Source organism: Brevundimonas sp. UBA5936, assembly GCA_002430835.1.
Taxonomy (GTDB): Bacteria; Pseudomonadota; Alphaproteobacteria; order Caulobacterales; family Caulobacteraceae; genus Brevundimonas.
Genome location: DJDA01000122.1, coordinates 1 through 8559, shown reverse-complemented (window position 1 = coordinate 8559; position 8559 = coordinate 1). Strand labels below are relative to the sequence as shown.

General features: G+C 68.5%; 7 protein-coding genes and 1 pseudogene. 3 read left to right on the top strand and 5 right to left on the bottom strand.

The window, feature by feature from the left end; genetic code table 11:
• Both B2Y21_RS12775 and gyrB read left to right on the top strand, forming a co-directional pair.
• Nucleotides 1-537, top strand: a pseudogene (locus tag B2Y21_RS12775) (DNA replication and repair protein RecF); the annotation flags it as partial.
• Nucleotides 538-673: 136 nt separating this feature from the next.
• Entirely contained in the window at nucleotides 674-3103 is a 2430-nt protein-coding gene (gene gyrB, locus B2Y21_RS12770; RefSeq protein WP_292060243.1) for a DNA topoisomerase (ATP-hydrolyzing) subunit B, read from the top strand.
• Nucleotides 3104-3106: 3 nt separating this feature from the next.
• On the opposite strand, the gene B2Y21_RS12765 is transcribed toward gyrB, so the two are convergent.
• The 3 genes from B2Y21_RS12765 to B2Y21_RS12755 form a co-directional block, all read right to left on the bottom strand.
• Nucleotides 3107-3661 carry a hypothetical protein gene (locus B2Y21_RS12765; RefSeq protein WP_292060242.1) on the bottom strand — a complete coding sequence of 185 codons (555 nt, stop codon included), beginning with the start codon at nucleotides 3659-3661 and terminating at the stop codon, nucleotides 3107-3109.
• Between the two features lie 84 nt (nucleotides 3662-3745).
• On the bottom strand, nucleotides 3746-5110 hold the full coding sequence (locus B2Y21_RS12760; RefSeq protein ID WP_292060241.1) for a diguanylate cyclase: 1365 nt from the start codon (nucleotides 5108-5110) through the stop codon (nucleotides 3746-3748).
• A gap of 165 nt (nucleotides 5111-5275) precedes the next feature.
• Nucleotides 5276-5710: a hypothetical protein gene (locus B2Y21_RS12755; RefSeq protein ID WP_292060240.1), complete on the bottom strand. Its 435-nt coding sequence runs from the start codon at nucleotides 5708-5710 to the stop codon at nucleotides 5276-5278.
• 115 nt (nucleotides 5711-5825) lie between these two features.
• Here B2Y21_RS12755 and B2Y21_RS12750 point away from each other — a divergent pair, with 115 nt between their 5' ends.
• Entirely contained in the window at nucleotides 5826-6743 is a 918-nt protein-coding gene (locus tag B2Y21_RS12750) for an alpha/beta fold hydrolase (protein ID WP_292060239.1), read from the top strand.
• 4 nt (nucleotides 6744-6747) lie between these two features.
• Here B2Y21_RS12750 and B2Y21_RS12745 read toward each other — a convergent pair whose 3' ends face one another.
• The gene (locus tag B2Y21_RS12745) at nucleotides 6748-8247 is read right to left on the bottom strand and encodes a S41 family peptidase (RefSeq protein ID WP_292060238.1); all 1500 of its coding nucleotides are present in this window, start codon (nucleotides 8245-8247) and stop codon (nucleotides 6748-6750) included.
• Between the two features lie 83 nt (nucleotides 8248-8330).
• Nucleotides 8331-8559: HRDC domain-containing protein (locus tag B2Y21_RS12740; protein WP_292060237.1), on the bottom strand; the 229-nt coding region annotated here is incomplete at its 5' end.

Below are 8559 nucleotides of genomic sequence, written 5' to 3'. Positions count from 1 at the left end.
GCGGCTATGGCGCGCGCGGCGGCGTTGAAAGAGCTTCAGGCCGGGATTGACGCTCGCGCCGACCGCCCCTTCCCCCAGGCCGACCTGGGACTGGCCGGTCCGGCCGAGGAGATGGCGGCGGCCGGGGCGGACGAGGCCGACATCGTCGAGGCGCTGGGCGAGGGCCTGATGCGCGCCCGGGCTCGTGACGCGGCGGCGGGACGCAGCCTGTTCGGGCCGCACCGCTCGGACCTGACGGCCCTGCATCGCGAGAAGAACCGGCCCGCCGCCGAGGGGTCTTCCGGCGAGCAGAAGGCCCTGGTGCTGAACCTGATCCTGGCCCAGGTGGCGCGTCTGGCGGATCAGCCCGCGCAGCCCGTCTTGCTGCTGGACGAGGCGCCCGCCCATCTGGACGAAGCCCGCCGCGCCGCCCTGTTCGACGAGATCGAGGCGCTGAAGCTGCAGGCCTTCATGACCGGCACCGAGCGCCCGCTGTTCGCGGCGCTGGAGGGGCGCGCGCAGTTCGTGGCGGTGGAAGGCGGCGGCCTGTCCGTCTAGGGCTTAAAGGCTCGCTTTTCCCGTCGAATTTCCTATATATCGAGGACTTCGGGGCGCGCTGATTTGCGCCCCTGAGACGGGCGTCCTCCGCGTCGCCACTTCCCTGTCCGTCCGCGGACCCTGAGCCGACGTTTTCATGACCGAACAGACTGCTCCCTCGCCTGAGTACGGCGCCGATTCCATCAAGGTTCTCAAAGGCCTGGACGCCGTGCGCAAGCGCCCCGGCATGTATATCGGCGACACGGACGACGGCTCGGGCCTGCACCACATGGTCTATGAGGTGGTGGACAACGCCATCGACGAGGCCCTGGCCGGACACGCCGATCTGGTCACCGTCACCCTGAACGAGGACGGTTCGGTCACCGTGACCGACAACGGGCGCGGCATTCCGGTGGCGACGCACGCCGAGGAAGGCATCTCGGCGGCCGAGGTCATCATGACCCAGCTGCACGCGGGCGGTAAGTTCGACCAGAACTCCTACAAGGTGTCCGGCGGTCTGCACGGCGTGGGCGTCTCGGTGGTCAACGCCCTGTCGGACTGGCTGGAGCTGGTCATCTATCGCGAGGGCAAGAAGCACAGCGTGCGCTTCGAGCGCGGCGAGACGGTGCGGTCGCTGGCCGTCATCGGCGATGCGCCGATGCGCGAAGACAAGGGCCGTCTGCTGACCGGCGCCGAGGTCACCTTCTATCCGTCGATCGACACCTTCAGCCACATCGACTTCGACCTGAAGACGCTGGAGCACCGCCTGCGCGAGATGGCCTTCCTGAACTCGGGCGTGGTCATCAAGCTGACCGACCGTCGCGGGGCTGAGCCGGTCGAGATCCTGCTGCACTATGAGGGCGGCGTCGAAGCCTTCGTGCGCCACCTCGATAAATCCAAGACCCCGATCCTGAAGGACGTCATCGTCATTCGCGGCGAAAAGGACGGCATCGAGCTGGACCTGGCCCTGTGGTGGAACGACAGCTACCACGAGACGATGTTGTGCTTCACGAACAACATCAACCAGCGCGACGGCGGCACCCACCTGTCGGCCTTCCGGGCCAGCCTGACGCGCGTCATGGGCGCCTATATCGAAAGCTCGGGCCTGGCCAAGAAGGAGAAGGTCTCCGTCTCGGGCGAAGACGCGCGCGAAGGCCTGACCTGCGTCCTGTCGGTCAAGGTGCCTGACCCGAAATTCTCCAGCCAGACCAAGGATAAGCTGGTCTCGTCCGAGGTGCGCCCGGCGGTCGAAAGCCTGTGCACCGAGGGCCTGTCGACCTGGTTCGAGGAACACCCGGTCGAGGCCAAGCTGGTCGTTTCCAAGATCATCGAGGCCGCATCGGCGCGTGAAGCCGCCCGCAAGGCGCGCGACCTGACCCGCCGCAAATCGGCGCTGGAGATCAGCTCCCTGCCCGGCAAGCTGGCCGACTGTCAGGAACGCGACCCCGCCAAGTCCGAACTGTTCATCGTCGAGGGCGACTCCGCTGGCGGCTCGGCCAAGCAGGCGCGCAACCGCGAGAACCAGGCCGTCCTGCCCCTGCGCGGCAAGATCCTGAACGTCGAGCGCGCGCGCTTCGACCGCATGCTGTCATCCGACCTGATCGGCACCCTGATCCTGGCGCTGGGCACCGGCATCGGCCGTGACGACTTCAACGCTGACAAGCTGCGCTACCACAAGATCATCCTGATGGCCGACGCCGACGTCGACGGCGCCCACATCCGCACCCTGCTGCTGACCTTCTTCTATCGTCAGATGCCGGAGCTGATCGAACGTGGCCACGTCTATATCGCCCAGCCGCCGCTCTATAAGGTCTCCAAGGGCAAGCAGCACCGCTACGTCAAGGATCAGGCGGAAATGGACGCCTATCTGATCGAGGAAGGCAGCGCCGAAGCCGTTCTGGAACTGGCCTCGGGCGAGGTGCGCGCCAGCATGGACCTGCAGGAACTGGTTCGCGAGGCCAAGAGCTTCAAGGCTCTGGTCGACCGGCTGGCGACCCGCGCCCCGGCCTTCGCCATCGAACAGGGCGCGCTGGCGGGCCTGTTCGACGAGAACGCCGGCGAACTGGCCGACCGGGCCGCGCGCGCGGCCGAGCGGCTGAACCTCTACGCCGAAGAGGGCGACGGTCCGTGGAGCGGCGAACTGGCCGCACAGGGCGGCGTGGCCTTCAATCGCGTGCGCCGCGCCGTCAGCGAGACCATCGTGCTGGACGAAGTGCTGGGCCGTTCGCTGGACGCCCGTCGTCTGGCCGAACGCGCCGCCGCCTTCGACGGCCTGTTCTCGGCCCCGGCCGTCTATCGCCGCAAGGACAAGACCACGACCATCCGCGGTCCGCTGGACCTGCTGGCGGCCGTGCTGGACGCGGGCAAGAAGGGCATCGCCATCCAGCGCTACAAGGGTCTGGGCGAGATGAACCCGGAACAGCTGTGGGAGACCACCCTGGACGCCAACGCCCGCACCCTGCTGCAGGTGAAGGTCGAGCATGGCGACGACGCCGACGACCTGTTCGCCAAGCTGATGGGCGACGTGGTCGAGCCGCGCCGCGAATTCATCCAGGACAACGCCCTGGACGCCGCCGTCGACGCCTGACGCCTAGAACATCATCAGGACCGTGTGCGCGAGCAGGACGATCAGGCCTGCTCGCTGCACAGCGACATTCGGCCAGATCAGCATTGGAATGATGCAGGCGTAGCGGACGCCCTGGTATATCAGGAAGCCGAGCGCGGCCATGGCGAGGCCTTCCTTCAGCGCCACCGCATAGATGACGTTGACGATGCTGCTGGCGAGCACGGGCACGAGCAAGGCCCCGGCCAGAACTCGGCGATGCTCGGCGTAATAGGCTTCGAGCGACGCGGTTTCGTCGTGACGAGGCCGGATGACCTGACTGATGAAGATGTAGGGCAGGGCCATCGCCAGGCAGATGAGAAGCTCGCCGGGGCCCAGCTTCATGTCCGCCTGGGCGCGGAACAGGGACAGCCATTGCTGGCAGGCTGCGGTCAGGACGACGACGCCCAGCAGCGGGACCGTCCAGCCGATGACGACGCGGCCGCGCACCTTGTACATTTCTGCGAAGGCGGTCGCGACATTGGCCACCGCCAGCCCCAGCAACAGGGCGTAGAAGGCGAAGAGCGCGTCGAATTCCGGCATTCCATCCCCCTGCGTCCCGCCTTGGAGGATAACTCTGTTTTTTAAGTGAGGGGAAGCGCCTTCGCGATGACTGGCGGCGCGCCGTCAGACGCCGCGGCGGTCCTGCTCGACCCGGTTCCGGCCGTTCTGCTTGGCGCGGTAGAGGGCGTCGTCGGCCGCCTTGATCAGATAGTTCTCGTCTGGGTGGCCCTGGTGGGCGGCGACCCCGATCGACGCCGTGATGCTGAAGGGGGGCAGGCCCGCCGCCGCGATCGGTTTGGCGGCGAGGGCCAGGCGCATCCGCTCGGCGATGGTCGCGGCCTGGTGCAGGCTGGTCTCGACCAGGACCACCAGGAACTCCTCGCCGCCGTAGCGGAAGACGAAATCGCTGGGGCGAACGTTTTCGGTCACGGCCTCGGCCACCTGGCGCAGCACCTCGTCGCCGACCGGATGGCCGTGGGTGTCGTTGATCCGCTTGAAGTGATCCACGTCCAGCAGCAGCACCGACAGGGGCGTGTGATTGGCGTTGGCGAAACCGATTTCGCGGCTCAGGATCGACGAGAGGAAGCGCCGGTTCAGGGCGCGCGTCAGCGGGTCGCGGCCGCCCTCCATGCCCGCCAGCCCCTGGAACATCTCGTTCAGCAGGAAGGCGACCTCCTCGACGGCGGCTTCGAGCGCCTTGAGGGGCGCGGCCAGGTCGGCCGGGGCGGCGTCCGGCGTGAAGCGGGGCAGAAGCTCGCTGTCGATCCGTTCCATGGTCGCGTTCAGTCGAGCCAGGTGCGGCGAGCCGTCGAACAGGAAGTCGGCCCGGTGCCGGATCCACAGACCGAACGGCGAGGCGCCCAGGGCGCCCGCTCCATCGACGCCGCCGGATCCCAGGATGCGGAACAGGGTCTTCTGGCTCCATTCCATCAGGCCCGCGCGCTGGCTTTCACGCTCGAAATGGATGTCCTGATCCAGGGAGAACAGGCGGTAGGCTTCGTCCAGGCGCGCGCGGTTGCTGGCGCCTTTCTCATAGGACTGGCTCATCAGGCGAAGGGCGTGGTCGATGCGCTGGCCCGCCAGGCGCAGCAGGGCGAAGGCCTCCGGGTCCGCTGCCAACTCGTCCGCCAGCCGCGCCTTGAGCACGGCGGCCCCGGCCATGACCAAGTGCATGGGAATCTTGATGCGCGCGTGAACCTCGCCGATCTTGGTCTGGCGGGCGATGAAGGCGGCGTCGCGCGTGTCCAGATCCGGGGCGAACAGGTCGATCAGCCAGTTGCGCAGGGACGGGCTGAGGCGCTCCTGGACGATGGAGTGATGCAGGAAGGTCTGGGCGTCCGGGTCGTTGAGCAGCACCTGATAGAAGGCGGCCACCATGGCGTCGGCGTTGGCGCTCAGCAGAGCGCGCAGGCGCTCCAGGCTTTGCGGGTCGAGAGCGGGTTCGGGAACGCGGGACGAGGCGGCGACGGCGGACGTCGGGTTGGGCAAGGCGGCGACTCTGACTGTTTACACTACAGGTCCGGCCGCCTGGGCGTCGTCTCAGGCGCTGAGGATGGAGCAGGAGCCGCCCGAACCAGGGGCGTGCGCCCCCAAGCTAGGCGATAAACGCCGGACCCCGCCCCGGCAAGGGGCGGGCCGCCTCACGGCGCCGCCTTAGCGCGGCCGGCCGGCCTCGATGAAGGCGCGGATGGACGGATAGATGCTGGTGCTGCGCTGGCCGTCGCACAGCATGTCCTTGATGTAGGAATCCAGAGAGTTCTTGGCGATGGCGTCGAAATCGTAGCCGTCGTCGATCCGTTCCTGCTCGGCGCCGTCTGGGCCGTACAGGATCTCCACCCCCGGCTTGGACTGGCCGGCGCTGCAGCGGATGCTGATCTGGCCGGCGGAATAGGACAGGTCGGCGGTCGCGCCCGACGCCGGCACGCGCGCCAGCAGGGCCGTGCGCGCGCCGTCCCCCTCGGTGATGGAATCCACGTCCAGCATGAAGACGGTAGCCGAGCTGCGCGAGACGACGTGCCAGCTTTCGGCCAGGGCGGGTGAAGCGGCCAGCGCGGCGACGGCGGCTATGGCGATAGTGATTGGTTTCATAGCATCCTCCCCAGGAATGAACCGAGTTCACTCCCGTTAGAGAAAAAACACAATGGCCCAGCCGTGCGCGCGCCCTGGTCGAGGTTTCGCCGTTATCGCCCGGCAGGCTGGCGTCATGCGCCAATCGCTCCGTTTCGACATCCTGCCCGCCGTTCTGGCGGCCTTCGTGGCCAGCGTCGCCCTGCCGGCGGCGGTATCGGCCGAGCCCGCTGCGCCCGCCGCTGCGCCGTTCCAGTCGTCGCGCATCCTGGTCGAGACCAAGGGCCGCGGGCCGGACGTGGTGCTGATCCCCGGCCTGGCTTCGACCTCGGCCGTCTGGGCGCGCACGGCGGCGGCGCTGGAAGGACGCTATCGGGTGCATCTGGTGACGGTGCGCGGCTTTGGCGAGACGGCGCCCGGCGGCAACGCCGAGGGCTTGGTCGGCGGCCCGACTGCCGCCGAGATCCGTCGGTATATCGATGAGCAGGGGCTGGAGCGTCCGGCCTTGATCGGCCATTCGATGGGCGGTCAGGTGGCGCTGCGGATCGCCGCTGATGCGGGCGATCGGGTGGGCAAGGTCATGGTGGTGGACGCCTCGCCCTTCTTCCCGTCGCTGATCAGCCCCGGCTCGACCGCCGCCGACGTCGAACCGCTGGCCCGCATCGCCTATCAGGGCTTGATGCTGCTGGGCGACCAGGCGTTGCGGACCCAGGCCTCTTCCATGGGGCTGGAGCTGGGCGGCGCGGCCGACAGTGTTCTGGGCGGCCTGGGCTGGCAGGGCGGGGACCGCCGCGTCCTGGCCCAGGGCCTGTATGAGGTGATGACCACCGACCTGCGCGCCCGCCTGCCGCTGATCGAGGCGCCAGTCACGGTCGTCTACGGCTGGAGCCCCGACGACAAGAGTCCGCGCAGCCATGTCGACGGCCTGTTCCGCGCCGGCTATCGCTCCTTGCCGCGTCCCGCCGCCTTCGAGCGGATCGAGGGGGCCGAGCACATGGTCATGATCGACCGCCCCCGTCAGTTCCAGCAGGCGGTCGAACGCTTCCTGCGCTGAGGCGTCAGTTCGGCTGAAGCCGACGGATCGAGGCCAGCAGGGCCGCGTCGTCGCCCATGTCGCCCTCGATGACGTACTGGGGGCGTTGCGGCTCGTTATTACCGCGCGCGCGGCCGCGATAGACCTTCATTGGCACGGCGATCTCAGCCAGGCCGCTGGGCAGGACGGGCTCGCGGATCTCCATGTAGACGGTGTCGGCCGAGGTCTCGCGCCCGACCTGGACGGCGCCCACGGTCTTCCATAGATCGACCGCATCCAGACAGGCCGAGCCGCAGCTGGAATCGGTCAGGACATAGACCCGGCCCTTCATCAGTTGCGGTGCGGGCGGCGATGGAGCGGCGTCGGCGGGCTCATCATTGGCGCTGCGCCAATAGACCTGACCGGCGGCCTTCGCCGCCGTCATGCCGTTGATGGCGTCTTCGGCCCAGGCGATCAGTTCGGGCTGGCCGTTCGAGGCGCGCAGCTTGTCGAGGAAGGCGGAGATTTCGGCGATGTTGCCGTCCGAGGCGCGCCAGTCGACGCCCTCGATCGCCGGTTCGGGATGGGCGGCCATCCAGTCGTCGCCCCACAGAACCTGGGCCATCAGCTGGCTCCAGTGCGAGGAGCCGCCGCCGTTGCCGCGCAGGTCCAGCACCACATAGGAGGCGGCGCGCAGGGCGTCCTGCTTGGCCTTCATGTCGGCGACCAGGGCGGTCAGTTCGGCGTGGGCCTCGCTGGCGGGATCGCCGTTGAAGGTGGGGGTCGAGATCCAGAAACCGCCGTCGTCGAAATGCTTCAGGGCGAAGTCGGGCCGGGCGCCTGACGACAGCCGGGCGCGGCGATCGCTCAGATCATCGGGCGTCGCGCGCCAGTCGAGGGCGTAGGTCCGGGTCGCGCCGCCGGTCTCGAAACGGCAGGTCTTCATCTCGGTCTGCCACGGGTTCTCCGCGCTCAGGAACATCCAGTCGCCGAAGCGGGTCTTGATCGCCTCCAGGAACCAGCGGCCCCGGAACTGGCCGATGCGCTGTTCGGCCAGGGTCGCGGCGTCCACCCCGTCGCAGTCGATCAGCCGGGCGCCCAGCGGCGGGACGGCGGCGTCACTCTCATCGCGGTCGGCCACCACCTGATCGGCGCCGCGATAGACGGTCAGGAAGCCGGGCCAGCGGGTCGGGAAACCGAAGTCCCTCTGGGTCAGGCTGATCTGGACGTGGCCGTCCTCGAAGCTGGCGACATAGGCGCGCATCGCCCACCACCAGCCGCCCCGGTCCGTAGTGGTCTTCGCCCGCTCCAGCGCGGTCGCCAGGCCCTGATCCAGGCGGGCGCGGAAGCCGGGATTGAGCGGATCATGCACGCCCGGATGGCTGTCGACCATGACAGCGTGCAGGCCGGTCGCGTCCTGAACCAGGGTCGCGGACCAGTCGCGCGGCTGGTCCATCGGTCCGGGCGCCGCGTTCGGGGCTTCCTGCGCCTGAACCGCGCCCGCCATCGCCAGGCAGGCGACGCCCGCAGCCAACATCCGCTTCATGAGCATCCCCTCTCCTCGCTCTCGGCGAAAGGGGTGACAGGCGAGACGGCGATGCGCCAGTTACGCTTTGGTCATGGAAATCGTCAGGCGACGGCCTCCAGCGCCTCCAGCACGGCCGGGCCGTAACGATCCAGCTTGCCCGCCCCGACGCCGGGAATGACCGCCAGCTGATCCAGCCCGCGCGGTTCCTGCAAGGCGATCTCGACCAGGGTCTTGTCCTGGAAGATGACGTAGGGCGGCACGCGCTGTTCGACGGCGCGCTCGCGGCGCCAGGCGCGCAGGGCCTCGAAGCGGGCGCGCACGTCGGCGTCC

What these genes read in the sequence shown, in the direction of transcription:
- gyrB (WP_292060243.1), top strand. Translation starts at nt 674, where the DNA reads ATGACCGAACAGACTGCTCCCTCGCCTGAGTACGGCGCCGATTCCATC.
- B2Y21_RS12765 (WP_292060242.1), bottom strand. Translation starts at nt 3,661, where the DNA reads ATGCCGGAATTCGACGCGCTCTTCGCCTTCTACGCCCTGTTGCTGGGG.
- B2Y21_RS12755 (WP_292060240.1), bottom strand. Translation starts at nt 5,710, where the DNA reads ATGAAACCAATCACTATCGCCATAGCCGCCGTCGCCGCGCTGGCCGCT.
- B2Y21_RS12750 (WP_292060239.1), top strand. Translation starts at nt 5,826, where the DNA reads ATGCGCCAATCGCTCCGTTTCGACATCCTGCCCGCCGTTCTGGCGGCC.
- B2Y21_RS12745 (WP_292060238.1), bottom strand. Translation starts at nt 8,247, where the DNA reads ATGAAGCGGATGTTGGCTGCGGGCGTCGCCTGCCTGGCGATGGCGGGC.